The 20369-nt window shown below is 47.7% G+C and carries 18 protein-coding genes; 7 read left to right on the forward strand and 11 right to left on the reverse strand.

What is annotated here, in order from left to right; genetic code table 11:
* The first annotated feature begins 104 nt into the window (after positions 1-104).
* Complete coding sequence (locus CBX96_RS01040) at positions 105-533, forward strand: DUF3192 domain-containing protein (RefSeq protein WP_109285410.1); 429 nt, start codon at positions 105-107, stop codon at positions 531-533.
* A 101-nt stretch (positions 534-634) separates the two neighbouring features.
* Here CBX96_RS01040 and CBX96_RS01045 read toward each other — a convergent pair whose 3' ends face one another.
* The 3 genes from CBX96_RS01045 to CBX96_RS01055 all read right to left on the reverse strand — a co-directional run bounded on the left by CBX96_RS01045 (position 635) and on the right by CBX96_RS01055 (position 4121).
* Entirely contained in the window at positions 635-976 is a 342-nt protein-coding gene (locus CBX96_RS01045) for a cytochrome c3 family protein (protein WP_109285411.1), read from the reverse strand.
* 65 nt (positions 977-1041) lie between these two features.
* Positions 1042-2703 carry an FAD-binding protein gene (locus CBX96_RS01050; RefSeq protein WP_109285412.1) on the reverse strand — a complete coding sequence of 554 codons (1662 nt, stop codon included), beginning with the start codon at positions 2701-2703 and terminating at the stop codon, positions 1042-1044.
* 176 nt (positions 2704-2879) lie between these two features.
* Complete coding sequence (locus CBX96_RS01055; RefSeq protein ID WP_181382116.1) at positions 2880-4121, reverse strand: OprD family outer membrane porin; 1242 nt, start codon at positions 4119-4121, stop codon at positions 2880-2882.
* A gap of 406 nt (positions 4122-4527) precedes the next feature.
* Here CBX96_RS01055 and CBX96_RS01060 point away from each other — a divergent pair, with 406 nt between their 5' ends.
* Positions 4528-5235 (forward strand): FadR/GntR family transcriptional regulator, encoded by a 708-nt coding sequence (locus tag CBX96_RS01060; RefSeq protein ID WP_041416929.1) that lies wholly within the window; start codon positions 4528-4530, stop codon positions 5233-5235.
* Between the two features lie 333 nt (positions 5236-5568).
* Here CBX96_RS01060 and CBX96_RS01065 read toward each other — a convergent pair whose 3' ends face one another.
* On the reverse strand, positions 5569-8385 hold the full coding sequence (locus tag CBX96_RS01065; RefSeq protein ID WP_109285414.1) for a prolyl oligopeptidase family serine peptidase: 2817 nt from the start codon (positions 8383-8385) through the stop codon (positions 5569-5571).
* A gap of 254 nt (positions 8386-8639) precedes the next feature.
* Between CBX96_RS01065 and CBX96_RS01070 the strand changes: the two genes are divergently transcribed.
* Positions 8640-9650: an isocitrate dehydrogenase gene (locus CBX96_RS01070; protein ID WP_011623471.1), complete on the forward strand. Its 1011-nt coding sequence runs from the start codon at positions 8640-8642 to the stop codon at positions 9648-9650.
* Between the two features lie 134 nt (positions 9651-9784).
* On the opposite strand, the gene rlmM is transcribed toward CBX96_RS01070, so the two are convergent.
* The 4 genes from rlmM to CBX96_RS01090 all read right to left on the reverse strand — a co-directional run bounded on the left by rlmM (position 9785) and on the right by CBX96_RS01090 (position 13073).
* Entirely contained in the window at positions 9785-10870 is a 1086-nt protein-coding gene (rlmM, locus tag CBX96_RS01075; RefSeq protein WP_011717757.1) for a 23S rRNA (cytidine(2498)-2'-O)-methyltransferase RlmM, read from the reverse strand.
* A 153-nt stretch (positions 10871-11023) separates the two neighbouring features.
* Complete coding sequence (locus CBX96_RS01080) at positions 11024-11416, reverse strand: DUF423 domain-containing protein (RefSeq protein ID WP_109285415.1); 393 nt, start codon at positions 11414-11416, stop codon at positions 11024-11026.
* 93 nt (positions 11417-11509) lie between these two features.
* Complete coding sequence (locus CBX96_RS01085) at positions 11510-12181, reverse strand: alpha/beta fold hydrolase (RefSeq protein ID WP_109285416.1); 672 nt, start codon at positions 12179-12181, stop codon at positions 11510-11512.
* Entirely contained in the window at positions 12162-13073 is a 912-nt protein-coding gene (locus CBX96_RS01090) for a transcriptional regulator GcvA (RefSeq protein ID WP_011626781.1), read from the reverse strand. Before CBX96_RS01090 ends, CBX96_RS01085 begins: the two co-directional genes overlap by 20 nt.
* A gap of 176 nt (positions 13074-13249) precedes the next feature.
* Between CBX96_RS01090 and CBX96_RS01095 the strand changes: the two genes are divergently transcribed.
* Complete coding sequence (locus CBX96_RS01095; protein ID WP_109285417.1) at positions 13250-13489, forward strand: hypothetical protein; 240 nt, start codon at positions 13250-13252, stop codon at positions 13487-13489.
* A gap of 151 nt (positions 13490-13640) precedes the next feature.
* Here CBX96_RS01095 and thiI read toward each other — a convergent pair whose 3' ends face one another.
* The 3 genes from thiI to pomA all read right to left on the reverse strand — a co-directional run bounded on the left by thiI (position 13641) and on the right by pomA (position 17003).
* Positions 13641-15095, reverse strand: a complete 1455-nt coding sequence (gene thiI, locus CBX96_RS01100) for a tRNA uracil 4-sulfurtransferase ThiI (RefSeq protein ID WP_011717761.1) — start codon at positions 15093-15095, stop codon at positions 13641-13643.
* A gap of 216 nt (positions 15096-15311) precedes the next feature.
* Entirely contained in the window at positions 15312-16232 is a 921-nt protein-coding gene (locus tag CBX96_RS01105; RefSeq protein ID WP_011623478.1) for a flagellar motor protein MotB, read from the reverse strand.
* A gap of 3 nt (positions 16233-16235) precedes the next feature.
* On the reverse strand, positions 16236-17003 hold the full coding sequence (gene pomA / locus CBX96_RS01110; RefSeq protein WP_011717762.1) for a flagellar motor protein PomA: 768 nt from the start codon (positions 17001-17003) through the stop codon (positions 16236-16238).
* Between the two features lie 314 nt (positions 17004-17317).
* On the opposite strand from pomA, the gene xseB reads away from it, so the two are divergent.
* Genes xseB through dxs form a run of 3 tightly spaced genes read left to right on the forward strand, consistent with a single transcriptional unit; the run spans position 17318 to position 20331 of the window.
* Positions 17318-17557 (forward strand): exodeoxyribonuclease VII small subunit, encoded by a 240-nt coding sequence (gene xseB, locus CBX96_RS01115; protein ID WP_011623480.1) that lies wholly within the window; start codon positions 17318-17320, stop codon positions 17555-17557.
* A 2-nt stretch (positions 17558-17559) separates the two neighbouring features.
* Positions 17560-18441, forward strand: coding sequence for a (2E,6E)-farnesyl diphosphate synthase (gene ispA, locus CBX96_RS01120; RefSeq protein ID WP_109285418.1), 882 nt, complete (start codon positions 17560-17562; stop codon positions 18439-18441).
* Between the two features lie 21 nt (positions 18442-18462).
* Positions 18463-20331, forward strand: coding sequence for a 1-deoxy-D-xylulose-5-phosphate synthase (gene dxs, locus CBX96_RS01125; protein WP_011623482.1), 1869 nt, complete (start codon positions 18463-18465; stop codon positions 20329-20331).
* Positions 20332-20369: the final 38 nt, after the last annotated feature.

The following is a 20369-nucleotide window of genomic DNA, read 5'->3' on the forward strand; positions in this document are numbered from 1 at the left end:
TTGTTAACACTAAGTTGCAATAAAGCCGTTTACCTTAGGTCATCAAAGGCGTATTTTATTGACTTGCCAGATAGTACATTGGATATGCAAAGGAATTAGATTCAATGAAATCAAAAACTTCGGTCATTATTGGTAGTATATTTGCCGCGTATGTCGCCTTCGTCGCGGTTGTGGTGCTGGTATATGAGCCCACCCCTGATGAAATGGATTGGGAAGACAGGCAAGTCTATAACAGCCAAAAATTAAATGAGTTAACACTCGGACAGGATATTTCTACCGTTAAGACTTTATTTGGCAAAGCCGACTTTTCAGAGGCGAAATCCATTAAGGATGGCCAGCTACAAGTGCTCTTTTATCGTACTCACCATGAAAAATCCGATGGCGTGACCACCAAAGAAGAATGCACCCCGCTGATGTTTAAAGACGATAAACTTGTGGCCTGGGGTGATGATACTTATAAGCAGTATCTCGAAGCCGGCACAGATATCGTCAGCCGCACCGCCCAAGAGGCAGAAAACGCTAGCAAAAATTAACTTTGCCTAGGCACTTCTCATCACTCACCAATATTCGATATAAAAAACCACCTCTGCAGGGAAGGTGGTTTTTTAGTCACTTATGGTTGCTTTGAGTGAAATTATGGAGTGACAAAATCAAACTTTAAATGGCAACCTTGGCAGTAATTTTCAGACTTTTGGTGCACATGGTGACATTTAGCACAGTCAGTTTCGGTACTGAAGTGGCGATTGTTATGTGGATTTGTTGGTTTAAAATTCTCCGTTTTAACCGCCAATTTCGCAGTGTTGTGGCATTGCACACACTTCAACATAGGCACAGCTTCGCGAGTTTCCCCTTGGTGGCAGCTAGTACATTTTAAGCCTTTGGCCATGTGGGTTTGATCAAGTAGTTGATCGGCGGCAAAAGTACTGCCTACAAACAGGCTTAATGCCAGTGAGAGAATAATAGTTAAGTTCTTCATGGTTTGATTCCGTTATTCATTTTGAAAGATGCCGATAAAGGCACCACAATTGATGACGTTATGGCCTAAAGCTTGGCGACATACTTACCAGTTAAATAACCAAAGGTGTAACAGCGACCAAGGGACAGACCAAATACCGTTAATGGATAGTCAACACCACCGTAAAAACCGCCCCCCATGTTACCGACAATGAACAAGCCACCGATTGGCTTACCATCGGCATCGAGTGCTTGATGGTTTTCGTTAACTAATACACCAGAGGTGATCGCGGATAAACGCATGCGGCGGTGAATACCATAGAATGGGGCCTTTAACACCGGAGCCATTTTGCTTGGCGCTTTACCAAAGTCCTCATCACGACCTGATTTGCATAGCTCGTTGTAACGGTTAACATTTTTCACAAAGGTTTTAGGGTCGCAACCTAATTTCACAGCGAGTTCTTCTAGAGTGTTAGCCACAAAGGTATTGATTTGTGATGGGAATACGCCTTTCTTCTCTGAAGGATCTTCCGGCATATAGTTCTTCAATTCTTCAGGTGTGTAGGCTTTACCAGGCCAGTTTTTAGCTTGTTCCATATAGTCAGAATCGAAGATCTGGGAGTAACAACCTTGGTCAGCTTCGCTGCGTAGGTAGTTATTCATCAGTGACATTTCAACGGCTTCGTTGACGAAACGCTCCCCTTTACGGTTTACCACGAGGAATGGCATGTCACACATAGCCGCGGGACCCGCATCAAAGTCGTGGAGCATTTTAGTGTGCCCAGCAGGCTCAATGACGCCACCGGCCCAATACGCCATGACAAAACCGTCACCCGTACGCTCCATTTGCTTACGCTCGAAGTTTTTCAGATCGGGGATAAAGAAGTCACACATGGCTTTGTTATTTTGGTAATCACCCGCGGCCAAAATCACCCCTTTTTTGGCCATAAACTTATGATATTTACCATCACGATTTTGGGCTATGACCCCAATGACCTTACCGGTAGCATCTTGGATCAGTTGATTAGCGGGTGTGTTAAAGAAGAATTTAACCCCTGCTTTTTCGGCAGTTTTTGCCAGAGCACGCATACCATCACCAGCGGTATAGGGTTTAGGGCCAAAATAGGACGTCACAAATTCCAATGGATATTCGGTAATGCCTTTAATACCGTGTTGTGGCTTAGTGCCTTGGTCAACAACGGATGCACCGCCTTGTTTGGCTCGGTCAATAACCCAAGATACCGCCTCGCCTGAGTTATAGGCCCAACTTCTGAGTAGTGCTGGATGACTGCGATGAGCGTTGTCGGCCATTAGGCGGTTTATCAAGGCTTCAATTCCCGCCTTATCGCTTTTCTTCAAATCTAGACCAGAGCCAGTGTTACCTTGAGCCACGGGAATTGCCTGTTTTTGCAATACCGCGACTTTAGCACCATTTTCCGCCGCCGAAAGCGCAGCAGGAACACCCGATGCCCCCGCGCCAACCACAACGACATCGAAGGTTTGGGTCGATGCAATTTCACTGTCGGGAATGGCTCTTGGCTTTGGCATAAATTCCAACGTCGCATGGCCAATTTGGGCGTATTCCTGCGCTTGTGTAGAAACAGGAGATGCACTAGCAGAACCCGTTAATCCAGCAAAGGCTAAGCCCCCAGTCCCGATCGCCGCTCGGGTTAAAAAGCTTCGGCGTGATAGACCATTCTGCAAAACATGTGCGGTATATTGGTCAATTTCTCTCGATTCTTTACTCATTTTCATTACTCCGTTGACTATATCGTTTGGTGCTCTGCACCATCTACAACGACATAAGATTTGCTCTAACGTCAAAGCTGACGAACGGCTTGTTAGCCAAGTGATAAAGATTTAAAAAAGGGTGTATTCAAATGACGTTAATACACCCAACAAGTAGGCGCAGGGGAGCGCGCGAATTAATGACCTATAGCGAACTTGTAAGTTAGATATAAGCGGAGATCGTTGAGGTCTTCTTTCTGATCGAAATCGACGATGGCATAACGAGCTCTTACACCCAGTCCCTCCAAGGCACCAGCAAATTTGTAGGTCACAGAAAAGTTGGTTTCGGTAAAGTCATTGAGACTTTCCGGTGAGTCATAATCCCCAAAGAAGGCATAGGCGCTAAGGCCTTTAGCTCCGACTTGACCGAAGTCATACTCCAGTTTCAGGGCGTTCACTTCTTCATCGGCGAGTGCGGATTGGTATACTTGTTGAATCACAACCTTGTCATCGCCCCATGGCGTCAGAACAGTGTCATCACCAGTTTTGGCGTACATGTAAGTGACATCCACGCCAGCAAACTTAGCCCCTAAGTGGAAACCATATTGGTAAGTATCCAGATCACCGGCAGATTTATTACCTGTGGCCTGTTGATTGAGGTAGGAAGGAATGAAGTACAGATTAGTGCTACCCAACTGGGTCGACAGATTTACCTTGGCATAGGTCTGTTGGAACACATCTTCCATATAGTATTGCCAGAGGTTGATTTGAGTTTTGACTGTATCAAAGGGCAGCTGATATTTAGCACCAACGGCATACATAGGATTATCTTCGACATCCACCACATTGCCAGTATTGCGTTTTACTTCAGCTTTTACCGCTTCACTCACAGAGATAAAGCGTTCATCGGTCCATCCCATAGAATCGGTGATATAGAGTGCTGATAGTGTCAGATTTTCAATGCTGTGGTTTTCGGCTGAAAAGCCACGGAAGGTGCGAGGTATGGCGCGAATATCATGGGGGTTCATCATTGGCGTGCGTAACTCTTGAGCACCTAAACGAAATTGAGTATTCCACCAATCGCCTTGAACATAATATTCCTGCATCCGGTTGACACTCTGGTGATCACCATTCGCATCTCGACCAACTAAGTTATAAACCGCGTCGGAATCGTTAACCCAAATCGGGTTGGCAGAGGCAAAGCTAGTGCCAATACTCAGGCCATTCACTTTTGCAGTCTTGTAATAGAACAGACCGCCGAGTGACGTCGTGTGCTGGGTGGTGGTGCCTTCATCGAAATCTTTGGTGAAATCTAAAAGACGTAATTCACCTTTTACTGTGCCTTCACTGAACATCTTGTCGATACTGGTGTCGGCGATTGCGGGTACCGCTAATGCAGACAACACTACCAAGGATAAATAAGACTTTTTCATCATCATCTCTTCCTATTATTAGTAGCCTAAAGCGATTTTTAGGCTTTTAAAAAGCCGCAAGAGCTTTTGGTCAAATGTATGACGTATGAACAATGTCATCAATGGCATGTTTCGAGATATGAGAATTAAGTTACGAAATTCGTAGAGATGTAACTTGGATCAACAAAAGTGAATGTTTTTTAATCTCTAATATAGCTGTTGGTTGATTGCAAAATGGACGAAAGGAGATGCTAGCCTTAACTCAATAATTCAACTTTAAATTCAGAACCTTACACAATTCAGACTGACCAAATAACGCCTTAAATCGAGGACTAAACTGAGTAAACAAATGTCAGGCTTAACCTAATGAAAATTCAAACATCAGCTTGATTTATGTTAAGATTTCCACTTAGTTTTGATTCGAGATGACATTTTGAATACCTTTAAACCCGTTAAGCAGTTAAGAGCATCGACAGAAGTTGGACAGCAACTCAAAGAGGCCATTATTGACGGCAGGTACAAAGCTGGGGATAAACTTCCTTCGGAGCGAGAGTTAATCGAGCTGTTTATGGTCAGCCGTACTGTGGTCAGAGAGGCCGTAAAAATCCTCGAAGCAAGTGGTCTAGTTGAGATTCGTCAGGGTGCCATGGGAGGCGCCTTTGTAAAGCAGGTCGACTACGAGCGTTTAAGCGATGCCTGTCGGGATCTACTCACTATGGGTAAAATGTCGTTGCCTGAAATTGTCCAGGTCAGGATGTTGCTCGAACCACAGGTTGCCCGTTTAGCCGCGAAAAACTGCACGGCCGAACAAGCGGCAAGATTGCATGATGCTAATCAGCATGAAAACGATACCTTAGAATATCCCGACACAGTGTATTTACGTTCCCAAGTGCATTTTGTGTTGGCCGAAATTTGCGGCAATCGTTGCTTAGAAGCCATTAGTAAATCGCTGCTGTTGTTATTACGTCGAAATACCTTAACCTTGAAACCGCCGACTGACGAAATCCATCCCTCTGGTTCACATGATAAATTGGTCCAGGCTGTCGTTAATGGGGATGAAGACCGAGCCGAGGCAGAGATGCGTGCCCACTTGGAAGATTTTTGTAACAGAGTGGCCGAGGTTGAGCGTAAATACAGATAATACTAGCCTTTGGTACGACCGCGCTTTCTACAAATCCCGAATTAGTTCGGGATTTTTGCTTTACGAGAGTGGCATCAATACATATATCGAGGTCAGTACGAAATCTTTATAGTACGCATAAATCTGTGGGTACTTGTTATGCGTCGGCGCAGCCCCAAAGATTTCTTGCTTAAACTGGTGGATATAAGAGTAATAAACTCAAAGTGTTACAAATTCATCCCCCTCACTTCCGCAACTCTTTATCAGGAATAGAACAGCAGAAAGGATTTCCTCCCTCGGCATAAAAACGCCACCTTTCGGTGGCGTTTTTATGGATAAACCTAAAACAGAAGATTACTCATCATCGGCTTTATATTCGACATAGGCTTCTCCTTGGCTTAGCCAGGCTGGCGCGGGTTTACCTTTAAGATAATGGTCGAAGTATTCCATCATCCGAATGCTGTAATCGAGCTTATTAGGGTATTTCTTCAGATGATGGGGTTCATCTTCATATTGTAAAAACACCACATCTTTACCCGCACGGCGCATCGCCAAGTACATTTCAACACCTTGCTCCCAAGGCACCGCATCGTCTTTATCGCCAAACATGATCATCAACGGCGTTTGAATGCGATCGGCATAGAAGACCGGCGAGTTCTCAATATACTTTTGCGGCGCAGCGAAGAGGCTTTCACCTATACGGCTTTGGCCGGTTTCGTATTGGAATTGGCGCGCAAGCCCTGTGCCATGGCGAATACCGCTGTAAGCGCTGGTCATGTTGGCCACTGGCGCACCCGCCACCGCAGCTTTAAACATCTTGGTTTGAGTGATAGCAAATGCCGTTTGATAACCGCTCCAAGAATGTCCTTGTAAACCAATGGCGTTAGCATCGGCAACGCCCATGTCGATAAGCTTTTGCACGCCAGAGGTCAGTGCTTGAACCGAACTGGCACCGGGATAACCGATATCGAAACGAATATCCGGCAAGAATACCGCATAACCGTTATTCACATACCAAGCGAAGTTTGGTCTATGGTTGACCTTCATTTGCGGGAAGGCATGCAGTCTGTCGGTCATAAAGCGATAGTAGTACACCAATACAGGATAACGTTCGCCCGCTTGATAGTTTGTCGGCTTAATCAGCACGCCATCGAGCGGCTTGCCATCACCATTGGTCCAATGCACTAATTCGGCTTGGCTCCAATTAAAGGCTTGACGCTGCTTATCTAAATCGGTTTGCTTCACGGCTTTTTGTGGAGCCTGATAGCTTGCGGTATACAAGTCAGGGAACAGATCGAAGCGCTCCTTAGAGAACACCAGCGTATCCGCATCTTTACTGCGCCCAAGCACAGTTAACTTATACTCGCCTTCCATCAAGGTCTTAACGCCCGCTTCGCCTAAGGTCGCTTGATAAAAACCATCGGCCTTAGTCTTGTCGCTGTAACCATGCAGCAGCACAGTGGCATTGTAGGCCAATGTGGTTGGCTCATCGGGATTATCGACTAAACCTTCAACACGATATTGGATTTTTTGAGCGCGGCCCTGCCCTGCAGTTAAGGCAAATCCGCTTTTCGATGCGGTATTAAACTGCCACACATCGTATTTGTCGTAGACGAGGAAACCAGCATCGTCCTTCAGCCAAGGGCCAAAACCATAACCCGGCGCATTGGAGGGATAATCATGGTCTTCATCGGCAAAACTCACCTTTAAAGACTTGGTCAGATTAGTACGGCGCCCTTCGGCAATGTCGTATAAGTACACATTACCTTGCTGATAATAAGCCACATATTTACCGTCACCCGATAAACTCGGCTCAGCATCGCTGGGTTGTTGGGTTAACAGCGGTAACTTGCGCCCGGTGTTGATATCCACCAAGTAATAATCTTGATAAAAACCCGCCCAAGTGATCATTTTGCGATAGGGTAAGTCAGAGCTTGCCAGCATATAACGCTTATGCTGCGACAGAGTCACATCCGGCACCGTTTTATCGCCAAGCTGCACCACATTGTTTGAACCTAAATGCAGCACGGCTAAGTAAGTGTGCTTTTGCTCTTTATCATATTGTTTGATTTCATGGGGTTTAATCCGTGGATCGTCCCCATGCCAAACCTTAAGCCCACGTAAGCCTGTGACAATCTCTTTGTCGTAAAGATCTTTTTCTTCAGCAATTTTCTTCAGGCTAAGCTGCTGGCTCACCTCGGGCACGCGGCCAAAGAAGAGTCGCTCACTGTCTAGCGAGAAGTTTAAACTGGCGTAACGGTTTAACGTCCACTCTTTGGTGTTTGGTACAGGGCGAATTTTGCCCGAAGCGATATCGACTAGGCTTAGCTGATAGCTGCGGCCATAGGGTAATTCACTCGCATCCCCTTGAGTAAAGGCCAGCCAGCGACCATTTTTCGACAGTGAAACCGCACCAATTTGTTGAGTTTGAGATTCAAATGCCGTTGATTTTTTGTAGTCTTTCAAATCAATCAGTTGCAGTTGATGTTGTTTCGCCTCGATATCATTGACCGCAACGGCCAAGCGGCGACTGTCTTTATCAAACTGATAGGCGGTCACATGCTCCAGATCCACCCGCTGCGATGGTGAAGACAAATTCACTAAACTCAAACGACGGCCTTGGTCGAACTTATCGACCTTCACCTTCTCGGCTTTGGGCTTATCATCAGTGCCTTCGGGCTTCTCTTTGGCGTCTTTCTTGACCTCCTCGTCGGCTTCAAACCAAATGGCTAAATGCGCGCCATCGTCGCTAAAGACAAATTCTTTTACCCGTTCAAATTTGGTTTGCGTACCCGTTTCAGTGTCGAGCAGCACCATATCGGCCTTAAGCTTTTTCTTCGCTTTAGCATCGCTGGTTTCAACGGTGAGTAAACTGGGTTTAACCGCCATCGCTACATAACGGCCTGTGTGACTCACGATAGGATCCGAGCCACCTTCAATTTGGAATGCGTTACCTGTTTGTAGATTCTTAATCAAACCATGGCTATCGCCACGATCCGGTGCCACCTCCACCGCGAGCACTTGACCATTGTCAGCGATAACGGGTTTTTCGAGGGACTCAAAATGCATAATGTCGGTCAGGGTAAGCGGTTTAGTGCTGGTTTCTGCATGGGCATTGGGCAGTATTCCGAGGGATAAAAGCACTAGCGATGTGATAGGTAATAACTTCAATGTCTTCCTCTTTTATGTAGTTGTTAGACTAAAGTAGACTTTTTTAACTATTGGTCCTCCATCATCGTTATAACCCAGTATTTTTACAAGTTATACCCGATAAAAAATCGTGATATTGCTCACTATTTCCTGTGAAGTTTGACCAAAGACGGTTAAAATAATGGGGAGAAAAAACACCAAATTCATAGTCATGTTACCCGGCTAATCCCGGGTCGGACAATTGCAGTAACGACGAACCGTGGAAGGACTTCTCCATGTCAAAAAGAACGATAACCGTAATTCCAGGTGATGGAATTGGCCCAAGTATTATTGATTCAGCCTTAAAAATTCTTGATAAAGCAGGTTGTGATTTTGAATATGAATTTGCCGATGCCGGCTTAACTGCTCTCGAGAAGCAGGGCGAACTACTTCCGCAGCGTACTTTAGAACTGATCGAAAAAAACCGTATCACCCTGAAAGGCCCGCTGACAACACCTGTAGGCGAAGGCTTCACCTCTATCAACGTGACATTACGTAAGAAATTCGGCCTGTACGCTAACGTGCGTCCAGTGTTGTCTTTCAAAGGCACTCAAGCCCGTTATGAAAACATTGATATCATCACAGTGCGTGAAAACACCGAAGGCATGTACTCAGGCCACGGTCAAAAAGTTTCTGAAGACGGCACCACTGCTGAAGCGACCAGTATCGTCACTCGCCAAGGCGCTGAGCAGATCGCGACATTCGCCTACGAACTGGCCCGCAAAGAAAACCGTAAGAAAGTCACTATCGTGCACAAAGCAAACATCATGAAGTCAACTTCAGGTCTGTTCCTGAAAGTGGCCCGTGAAGTGAGCCAGCGCTACCCAGACATCAAAACCGAAGAAATGATTGTCGATGCGACTTGCATGAAGTTAGTGATGAACCCAGAAAACTTCGACGTCATCGTGACCACCAACCTGTTTGGTGACATTCTCTCGGATCTGTGTGCTGGTTTAGTCGGTGGTTTAGGTATGGCACCTGGCGCCAATATTGGCCGTGATGCAGCGATTTTCGAAGCGGTTCACGGCAGCGCGCCCGATATCGCAGGTAAAAACCTCGCGAACCCAACGTCAGTGATCTTAGCCTCTATCCAAATGCTGGAATACTTAGGCATGGCCGATAAAGCCGACATGATCCGTAAAGCCGTATCGGCAGTGATTGAAGAAGGCGACCGTACGACTCGCGATTTAGGCGGCACCCACGGCACGACAGACTTCACTCAAGCGGTACTTGACCGTCTGTCATAATCGCTTTGCGCGAAACAAAAAAACGCACCCTAGGGTGCGTTTTTTTATGGCCGCAATCTTGCAGAACTGCCAAATAAAAAGCCCCAGACATGACTTGGGGCTTCACTCACTAACAGAACGCTAAAAACCGCTGATTAGTTCCAAGCCTGGCTCGGTCTAATCCACAGGTGCACAGTCACTTCATCACGGTCATGGTATAAATGCTTACACTGTAACTGGAATTCGTTGATGCCGTTTTCCTTGAGGATTTCCTGCATGGTATTCAAAATTGCCATCACTTCTTTATAACGGCTCTTCATCGGCAGTTTGAGGTTGAAAATCGCTTCTTTAAACCAGCCATTGATGGCCCAAGCTTCAATCAGCTCAGCCACGCGCGCGGGTTTTTCAACCATGTCACACACTAACCAATAAATGTTTTTACGCTGTGGCTCGAAGCGGAAACCATCCTCGCGGAAATGTTTCACTTGTCCGGTTTCCATCAGCTTTTCGTTCATCGGGCCATTATCGACCGCGGAGACCATCATGCCACGACGCACTAACTGATATGTCCAGCCGCCTGGGCAAGCGCCTAAGTCCACTGCGTTCATGCCGCTGCGAACCCGCACTTCTTGCTCTTCTTTAGGCACAAACTGCGCGAAGGCTTCATCGAGTTTCAAGCTTGAGCGGCTCGGCGCATCGGCAGCCATTTTCAGGCGCGGGATCCCCATAAAATAGGGTGAGCTATTGTTACTGAAGGAATAACCTACGTAGGCGCGACCTGGGCCGATAAAACACACGTGGATAATCGGACGCTTAGGATTTTCCTGTGCCAGCAAACTGCCGGATTTTTTCAAATGCTGGCGCAAAGGCACGGTAAACTTACGGCAAAATGCCGACAGTTCTTTCGCTTCATTGGTGTCAGGGGTTTCAACCCTCAGCTCACCCGCTTTACTCACCTCACTGAGCGCCGCCACAATCGGGCTGACACGATCAGACTCGGGTAAATCCGCCAACAGCTCGCTTGCGGCAAACATCTGACGGGCAAAAATCAGTGAATCTAACGGCAGTTGCTTCACTAAGGTATCGCCGCCGTCTTCTTCAAAACATTGATATACCACGTAGGCATCGTTGTTGTTGGCCTTAACAAAGCCACCCACATTGAGCTCGGCGGCTCGCTGTTGGATTTCTGCTGCGCATTCTTTCTCATAGCCTGCACGGCAAAATAAAAATAGGTTTTTCATGGAGATCCTTAAGAAATCCAAGCCATAAACATGGCCGACTATCGATTTGGGCGCCAGTATAGCAATTTCAATGCACAAAAGCCCGATTTGCTATCGGGCTTTTGTGTTATTGGCAGCATGAACACATGGCGCAGTGGCTGCGCCACACAAGTATTATGACTCGTTGCCATCCACCACTTTATGGCGCCATACGGCTGCAGCCAGCAATAACCAACCTAAGAGGAAACAGCCACCACCCATTGGGGTAATAGGGCCTAACCATTTGCTACCGACCAGTGCTAAACCGTAGAGCGAGCCAGAAAACAGCACTATGCCTGCCATAAACAGGTACGCCGCCCAATCTAGCAAGCGTGAGGTTAACCACTGCCCGGCAAAGGCCACGACAATCAGCGCAAAGGTATGGTAGAAGTGATATTGCACGCCTAGATTAAACACATCAATTAGCTCAGGCGGCGCGACAGCCTTGAGTCCATGGGCACCAAAAGCGCCTAGTGCGACCGCAAAAAATCCGCTTACCGCGGCGAGTAACAACAATCCTTTACGCATTTTTACCTCCAAAAACCAATAGGCTTTACGACGGATGACGCTCAAGCCGTTAATCCAGACTCTGAGCGCTTTACGCCATATCAAGAAAAAACATTAGCCAATAAATTTTGCTGATAAATCAACAGCCAATGCAAGGTTAGCCGCTTCGGTCATGCCTGACGACTTTCTTGGGACAAAACTATGATCCCCATCGGCTAAGTATTCAATTTGGATATCGCGCTTAAGCGGCCAAGTGGGGATCTGCACCTGAGTGCCAAACTTATCCCGCTCACCCTGTAGCACTAATACGGGCACTTGGCAGTCGTTTAGGGGTTCTAACCTAGGTTCACCGCCCTTAAGCGGAATAAAGGGATAACCTAAACAAATAACGCTGTCGATACGGCTCGCTAGCACACTATCGCAGGCCAGTAATGCCGCCATGCGTCCGCCCATAGATTTTCCCATCAAGACCACACGCTTAACCTTAGGCTGAGCGTGCGCCACATCGAGCATCTCGCTAAAACAGGCAAGCAACTTTGGCGCTCTGTCAGGGGGGCGCTTTTTACCATCCACGGCATTGGCCTGCATATAGGGAAAGTTAAAACGCATCACTTGAAAACCCTTGGCGACAAGACCTGCGGCCATTTGGCACATAAAGTCGGAATCTCGATTCGCTCCCGCGCCGTGGGCAAATAAAATCAAGGTTTCTGATGGCTCTCCTTCTAACACATAGGCATTTGAAGCAACATCCTCGTTGACCGAGGGATTATCCGGGCAACAACTCACTGCGTGACTCCTCGGCAAACATATCTAACATCCACTCACGAAACGCGACCACTTTACCGAGCTCGGCATGATTCTGTTGACAGACGAGGTAATAAGCATCTTTGCTCACTAACACTTCTTGGAATGGGCACACCAGTCGCCCCGCCTTAATATCGGGACGAGCCAACACGCTATAACCTAAGGCCACACCTTGGCCGTGGGCCGCAGCCTGCAAAACGAGGGAAGAGTGACTGAAAATCGGCCCTTGGTTAACGTTGATATCACTTATCCCACATTGTCTAAACCAAGCCTGCCAATCGTGGCGGCTCATATCGTGCAGCAGGGTGTGGTATTTTAAGTCTTCCGGCTTTGACAATGGCTTAGGGCCATTTAACAGCATGGGCGAACATACAGGGATCAGCACTTCATTGCGGAGTTTATCGGCCCGCAGTCCCGGCCAATTGCCTAAACCATAATAAATGGCAACGTCGACATCGTCGGTTAAGGAGCTGGCCTCTGTGTCTACCGCTTTAATTCGTACGTCAATGTCGGGATTTTTTTCACTAAACTTCGACAGGCGCGGCACAAGCCACTGAATCGCAAAGCTTGGCGACATGCTCACGGTCAACGAACCAATGGCGCTACGTGCGAGCAGTCTGTCGGTCGCATCCGCCAGTTGGGTGAAGATATCTTTAATATCGAGAAAATAGCTCTGACCTTCTTCGGTCAGCAGCAGCGAACGATTCTTTCGGCGAAATAATTTTAATCCGAGAAAATCTTCCAGCGCCTTAATTTGGTGACTCACCGCAGCCTGAGTCACAAACAATTCTTCAGCCGCTCGAGTAAAGCTCAAATGCCGTGCGGCGGCCTCAAATGCTTTAACCGCATTCAGTGGTGGTAAGCGTCTTGACATAGTGATCTCTATCTCAATTTTTAATTAGTTTTTCTAATCCTTATTGTTACATTTAATCGTTTGTAAAGGCCAGCGTTTTTGATTAAATTTTGCGCCAACGAAACACATGAGTTGGACAATCTCGAACGGGTGATGGGAATGTCTGACAGCAATACTTTGTCAGCCCGGAGGCGACTATGTTCAATTTAAAATCTGCTTTTGCGTTAGTGTTAGTGTTAGTCAGCGCACTCAGTGCCAATGTCAGCGCAAATGTTATCGATGCAGAAATTATCATCGACACCAGTGATTTACAGGCAAGCATCAATGCCGAACTGACTGCGACGATGGAAAAAATGCATGAAGAAGCGCTGCAGGATCCTACCTTATTGCTTGCCGATGAAGTGTTACCGGCCCAGCAAGTGGTCAAGACCGAATAAATTGCACTGTTTATCCGTAAAATAAAAGCCGCATTCCAATGCGGCTTTTTTGTATTCGTTTACCTGCGAATTGGCGCATTAAGACCCAAATTCATGCGCATTAAGGCCAAAATTGACGTTTGGCCTTCGCACGTGCATTACTGGCAATCGCTTAAGGGCGGTAAACCTTAACATTGTGATAACCTTGCTCAATCAGGTATAGCGCCTGTAATTTACTCATCACACCACGCTCACAGTACAACAGGTAAGTCTTCTGCTTATCGAGATCGGCAAACTGAGTCGCTAATTTGAAGAAAGGAATACGCTTGATTTCCACGCCTTCAATCTCCAGCGGCTTGTTCTCTTCTTCCTCTGGGGCGCGAATATCAATCACCACTTCATTGGTGTCGATAGCAACAACGGTTTCAGTTTCAGTGATACGCGTATTCATTTGTTCTGCTATCTCCCTGATATCAATGGCCACGGCCTGCTCAACGATACGGTCAATCAAGTCCTCAGAGAATTTAGTCTCCTCGGCCTCAACCTTGGCCAGTACCGCCTTCACGGTCGGCTTTTGCGAAATCACGCCGCAATATTCAGGCATAGATTTAGCAAAATCTTCGGTGCCAATACGGCGACATTCGTTGATGATGTCCTGCTTGTCCATGGCGATCAGCGGGCGCAGGATCAGCATATCGGTGCAGCGGTCAATCACGTTTAAGTTGGTTAAGGTTTGGCTCGATACTTGACCTAAACTCTCACCTGTCACAATCGCCTGAATGCCCATACGCTCGGCAATGCGCGCCGCGGTGCGCATCATCATACGCTTGAGCACCACGCCCATTTGACCGTTGTCGATTTTCTCTAAAATCTCGGCCACCACAGGCTCGAACGGCACGGACACAAACTTCACCTTGTGGGATTCACCATAGGTTTTCCACAAATGATAAGCGACTTGTTTCACGCCAATTTCATGCTGCGCGCCGCCGAGGTTGAAGAAACAGTAATGGGTACGTGCGCCCTTCTTAATAAATTGGTAGCTCGACACGCCTGAGTCAAAACCGCCCGAAATCAAGGACAACACATCTTCCTGTGTCGCCATTGGGAAACCGCCTAAGCCTTCGATACGCTTGGTCACCATATACAGTTTATCGCCCTCGATTTCGAGGTTAACTGTCACTTCTGGGTTCTTTAAACGCACGCCAATCGCATCGGTAAACTGGTTTAAACCACCACCGACATAACGCTCGACTTCGATAGAGTTAAAATCGTGGGAGCCAGTACGTTTGACGCGCACACAGAAGGTTTTACCGGCAATTTGGTCGCGATATACGGGTAAGACTTGTTGGTAGATATCGTCAACAGAGGTAAAACTGTATTCATCCACTTGCACCACATGGGCGATCCCAGGAATACAGGCTAAACGCTCACCAAAGGCCTGAGCTAATTCAGGTTTATCATTTGGCACCTTTACCCAAATACGGTCCCATTGACGTTGCACTTTAGCATCTTCATCAACTTTTTTGAGCACGTTACGGATGTTGGTTTCAAGCATTTTGGTGAAGCGCATGCGCACGGGCTTGCTCTTCATCATGATTTCTGGGTACAGCTTTACAATAAACTTCATGGGATTTCCGCGGGCAATTTTGTAAACAGCAAAATTGGTTAAAAGAATAATCGCCGGATTATAACAAACTCACGGCGATTGGCGCACCTGTTTCCACACTCGGACTGCACGTGGCGTGCGCTTATGTACAGTTGAACTTATAGTCAAAAAATCACAAATAAAAAAGCCGTGAGCAAGTCACGGCGTTATTATCGAATCACAGGTTTGAATTAAAAGCTATTTACCTACTTGAATTTCTTCGGATTCTTTGGCTTTACCCTGTTCAATGGCAATCTCAACTCGACGATTTCGCGCACGGTTTTCTGGTGAGTCATTGGGCACGATTGGATTATTCGACGCCATACCGACCACTTTCATCCGCTTAGGATCGAAGCCCTTCACTTGCAGCAGCACATCGGCCACTGCCACAGCGCGTTTACTGGAGAGATCCCAGTTCGAGCTGTAGAGCTCATCACTTATCTGCATATCATCGGTGTAACCCGATACCGTGATGATCCCCGGCACATCTTTTAGCAATTCGCCGACCGAGCGCACCACGGGTTTAAATCGCGGCTGCAGGAAGCCAGATCCTGAGGCAAACGAGCCCTTCTCACGGATACGGATAATGATTTGCTGCCCAAGTGACTCAATTTCGATCGCCCCATCGGTGATCTCATTATTGAGTTCCTGTGCCATTTTCTTCACTTGTTGATTGATTTTATCCTGCGCCGCCGCGGCTTCGGCTTTTACCGCATCCGCCGTTTCTTGGGCCGTCGCCGAGGCTTCACCGCCCCGCTGCGAACCATTTTGCTGCTGCACACCACCCGCGCTATCGTCTTCGCCCGCTTGATAATCCAATACAGGCTCGGTCATTTCGTTGGTTTGTTGGTTAATGATTTCAATCGGCGTGGGATCGGGACGACCAGGACGAAACTCCAATGCAATCACAGACGTCCCCTTAGGAATGTCTTTGACTTCGACCTTGTTTTGCACCCCGAAGGCATACTTCATCGAGCCTGCGATCTGCTTAAACTTCATCACGTCCATTTCAGAGAATGACAGCAGCAGCACGAAGAAACACATCAAGAGGGACATCAAATCGGCAAATGTTGCCAACCAGAGCGGCGCTCCGGGCGGTGGACAGTTGCACTTAGCCATGGGCTACTCCCCGTCCGTTGTATCGATTTTCCGCTGTTTTTCAGCAAGATAATTCTTCAAGAAACCTTCAATCACCCGCGGGTTTTGGCCATCTTGAATGGCTAATACCGCATCCATAATCAGGTTGCGGTTAAGCATCTCTTCACCCATGCGTAGGGTGAGTTTATCGGCAATGGGAATACATACCATGTTGGCAACCACGGCGCCGTACAACGTCGTTAACAAGGCCACCGCCATCGATGGACCAATCGATTTAGGATCCGACATGTTGGATAACATGGCCACCAAGCCCACTAAGGTACCAATCATCCCCATCGCGGGACCAACGTCACCAAAGGCCCTAAAAATCGCAATGCCGTTGCGATGGCGCTCTTCTGTAAGGGCTATGTCTTTTTCAAGTGCGGCGCGCACCACTTCACCATCGTGACCATCGACCAACATATCGACGGCTTTTTGCATAAAACTGTTGGAAATTTGCGCTTCTTCGAGGGCAAGGAATCCGCCTTTACGGGCGGCGTCCGCCATAGTCACGGATTGCTCGATAAGATCTTCAGGCTTATCAATCTTAAACATAAAGGCTTTGACGGCGATTTTTACCGCCCCCAAAAACTGTTTGAGATTGAATTTCATCATTACAACGAAGAATGAACCACCGAACACGATAAACACTGAGGGGACGTCGATAAAGATTGCCAGGCCGCCGCTGGTCATCATAGCCCAAAGGATAAAACCAAAGCCCCCGACTAGTCCTATAACTGTAGCTAAATCCACAACGGCTCCTCAATATTCGGTATAAACGACATGATACTGACTCTATTCGCAAAATAATACAAAATGTCATCCGCATAGGGATTACACTTTGGTTTTAACCTGAGCCTTACTCTATGATGTCAAAGGATGATTATAAGCATAATGCTATTATTGTCATTTATCGGACAAGCACTAAGCAAGTTTAGCGACAATTTCTATTTTCTGAAAAAAATTCAGCAACAAAGCGTGCTATTGAGCAAATATCCGTCGACTGAATTTGACCCTTGAGTCGCCCTGATATACCTTGTGTCCGCTCTTTCAAAGGAATTATTAACGTGGCGAAGAAACCCGAAAATCTCAGTTTTGAAGAATCCCTTGGTGAACTCGAGCGCATCGTTGCCGAATTAGAACAGGGCGATGTCTCTCTGGATGATGCGTTAAAACAATTTGAACGTGGCATCAATCTGGTGCGTAACAGCCAAGCAAAACTTGAGCAAGCTCAGCAAAAAGTGGCCATTTTACTCAAGCAGGATGAAAATGCGCCCCTCTCTCCCTATGCCGTTGAGGGCGAATAAGCGTGTTAGTCAATGCAATAAAAGAATATCAACTACGGGTTGATGACCAATTAAAACAACGTTTCAGCACACTCGAAGACACTGCGCCACAATTAAAGGCCGCCATGACCCACGGCGCGCTGTTAGGCGGTAAGCGTATTCGTCCCTTCTTGGTTTACAGCGTGGGGCAAATGTTTGGCGTGTCGCTTGAAAAGCTCGACGCCTGCGCCGCCGCCATTGAGTGTATTCATGCTTATTCGTTAATTCATGACGATTTACCCGCCATGGACGATGACGACCTTCGTCGTGGTCAGCCCACAGTGCATATCGCCTTCGATGAGGCGACCGCCATCCTTGCTGGGGATGCTCTGCAAACCTTAGCCTTTGAAATTGTTACCGAAGCAGTACCAGGGATCAGCAGCGAGCAACATATCGCCATGGTGAGATCGCTGGCGAAAGCCTCGGGTTACCGTGGTATGTGCGGCGGCCAAGCGATTGACTTAGCCTCAACCGATAAGCTCATCGACCTTAAGGCCCTAACTCAACTCCACAATATGAAAACGGGCGCCCTTATCAGCTGCGCCGTTGAGTTAGCCTTGATTGCCGCTAATGCGCCAAAAGATGAATATCAGACTATGATGGAATTTGCCCATGCGGTAGGACTTGCCTTCCAAGTGCAAGACGATATTCTGGACATCATTGCCACCACGGAAGAACTCGGCAAACCCCAAGGCTCAGACGCCGAGTCCAATAAGAGTACTTTTCCGCAACTACTTGGACTGCAAGGCGCCAAAGATACCGCCGCGCAACTGATCCAAGAGGCACTATCAGCGCTGGCTAAATTGCCATACAATAGCCAGTTAATCGCAGACTTCGCCCGCTATATCATTGAGCGAAGAATATAATAAGAGACGAAGTATCTCGCTATGAGTTTGGACATTTCACAGTTTCCCGTGTTGGCTCAGGCCAACACTCCTAATGAACTCCGCCAGCTTCCTCAGGCCCTGTTACCTCAATTGGCCGATGAGTTGCGGGAGTTTCTTCTTAAGTCCGTTGGCATGTCCAGCGGACATTTTGCCTCTGGACTCGGCACAGTCGAACTGACTGTCGCCCTGCATTATGTCTATAACACCCCGTTTGATCGTTTGATTTGGGACGTTGGCCACCAAGCCTATCCCCATAAAATTCTCACTGGTCGCCGCGACAGAATGCACACCATTAGGCAAAAGAACGGTTTACACCCTTTCCCTTGGCGGGAAGAAAGTGAATACGACACCTTTAGCGTCGGACACTCCGGCACATCCATCAGTGCCGCATTAGCTATGGCCGTTGCCGCCGAAAAAGAACAGGCTGGACGCAAAGTGGTCGCCGTGATTGGCGATGGCGCCATGACGGGTGGTATGGTGTTCGAGGCCATGAATCACGCGGGTGATTTGCACAACGATATGCTGATGGTGCTGAACGATAACGAAATGTCGATTTCAGAAAACGTCGGCGCGCTCAACAATCACTTAGCGCAACTGATGTCAGGCCGCCTCTACACCACGATTCGTGAAAGCAGCAAGAAAGTGCTCAAGGGCATGCCGGTCATCAAAGAGATGGCCAAGCGCACTGAAGAACACCTTAAGGGCATGGTTGTACCTGGCACTCTGTTTGAAGAGTTAGGCTTTAACTATATCGGCCCAATTGATGGCCACGATGTCGACGCTCTAGTGGAAACCCTGCGCAATATGCGCTCTCTAAAGGGTCCACAAGTACTGCACATCATGACCAAAAAAGGTCGTGGTTATGAACCGGCCGAGAAAGATCCTATCGGTTGGCACGCGGTACCTAAATTTGACCCGTCACAGTTTAAGAAGCCAGCCACTAAGCCGGGCCTGCCGACCTTCTCCCAAGTGTTTGGCAAATGGTTATGTGATATTGCCGAGCAGGACGAAAAAGTCTTAGGCATTACCCCTGCCATGCGTGAAGGTTCGGGCATGGTGGAGTTTTCGCAGCGCTTCCCGAAACAATATTTCGATGCCGCCATTGCCGAGCAACATGCGGTGACTTTAGGTGCCGGATTTGCCTGTGAAGGCTTTAAGCCTGTGGTCGCCATTTACTCGACCTTCCTGCAACGGGGTTATGATCAACTGATCCACGATGTGGCACTACAGCGTTTGCCTGTATTGTTCGCCATTGACCGTGGCGGTATCGTCGGTGCTGACGGCCCAACCCACCAAGGCGCATTCGATTTAAGCTTTATGCGCTGCATCCCGAATATGGTGATCATGGCGCCATCGGATGAAAATGAATGTCGCCAAATGCTCTATACCGGTTATTGCTATGATGCAGGCCCGAGTGCCGTGCGTTATCCAAGGGGCAGCGCCACAGGCGCGACTCAGGTCGAAGCCATGACTGCATTGCCGATAGGTAAAGGCGTGATTAAGCGTTTAGGTAAACGTATCGCCATGCTGAACTTCGGTACCACCTTAGCTGCCGCCTTAACCGCCGCAGAAAGCTTAGACGCCACCGTCGTCGATATGCGCTTTGTGAAGCCACTCGATGTTGATTTGGTTAAAGAAATGGCGCAAACCCACGATGTCCTCGTGACAGTGGAAGAAAACGCCATTATGGGCGGCGCAGGCTCTGGCGTTTTAGAGCTACTGCAAAAGCTTAAAATGCCCAAACCTGTGCTGCAAATCGGCCTACCCGATGAGTTTATTAAACATGGCTCTCCAGAAGAAGTGACCCATGATTTACAACTCGATGCCGAAGGTATGTTAGCGCAAATTAATGCCTTTCTTGCCGATTGAGTGTTGATGGGAGCTAAGCTCCCATTAATCGTAATGAA

The organism is Shewanella sp. BC20 (assembly GCF_003129585.1).
In the GTDB taxonomy this organism is placed as follows: Bacteria; Pseudomonadota; Gammaproteobacteria; order Enterobacterales; family Shewanellaceae; genus Shewanella; species Shewanella seohaensis.